A 223-nucleotide genomic window follows, 5' to 3' on the forward strand; every position below is an offset into this window, starting at 1 on the left:
ATCCTTGCCGTAGCTCGTGATGTCCACGCCGGTGAGCACCACTTCCCGCGAGCCGTGCTCCACGAGATTGCGCACCTGCTCAACCACCGCGCCCATGGGCACCGAGCGGGACTTGCCGCGGCCGTAGGGAATGATGCAGAAGGTGCAGCGATGGTCGCAGCCGTTCTGCACCTGCACGAAGGCGCGCGTGCGCCCGCGCATGCCGTCGATGAGATGCACGGCG

At 67.3% G+C, this 223-nt stretch carries 1 protein-coding gene; it reads right to left on the reverse strand.

All coding sequences use genetic code 11. From position 1 onward, the window contains the following. Window positions 1-223 (reverse strand): radical SAM protein (locus E4K09_RS26040; RefSeq protein WP_134500554.1); only part of this gene is annotated, 223 nt, incomplete at both ends.

This window comes from Microvirga pakistanensis (genome assembly GCF_004458765.1).
Taxonomy (GTDB): domain Bacteria; phylum Pseudomonadota; class Alphaproteobacteria; order Rhizobiales; family Beijerinckiaceae; genus Microvirga; species Microvirga pakistanensis.